At 38.4% G+C, this 367-nt stretch carries 1 protein-coding gene; it reads right to left on the bottom strand.

Annotated features, from left to right (window positions below):
• Positions 1-367: hypothetical protein (locus J8L88_RS23460; RefSeq protein WP_211062103.1), on the bottom strand; the 367-nt coding region annotated here is incomplete at both ends.

Raw genomic sequence — 367 nt, 5'->3', positions numbered from 1 at the left:
CGCATTAAAAGTTACATTAGGTAACGCAAATACTTCAATAGTATCTGAAGCTGTATCAGTACATCCATTTGCATTTGTAAAGCTGTATGTTATTGTATGAATTCCTGCACCTGCTGTTGCCGGATTAAAAGAGTATGTTGTTCCGTTTCCATTATCCGTTACACCAGAACCTGAATAAATTCCTCCAGCAGGACTTCCGCCAGTTAATCCAGTTTGTGTGCCTTGATCAATACATATATCCGTTAGTGCATTAAAAGTTACATTAGGTAACGCAAATACTTCAATAGTGTCTGAAGCAGTATCAGTACATCCATTTGCATTCGTAAAACTATACGTTATTGTATGAACTCCTGCGCCAGCTGTTGCC

Origin of the sequence: Aquimarina sp. MMG015 (assembly GCF_018100855.1) — a bacterium.
Classification (GTDB): Bacteria; Bacteroidota; Bacteroidia; order Flavobacteriales; family Flavobacteriaceae; genus Aquimarina; species Aquimarina latercula.
This window is presented reverse-complemented; position numbering and strand designations above follow the sequence as displayed.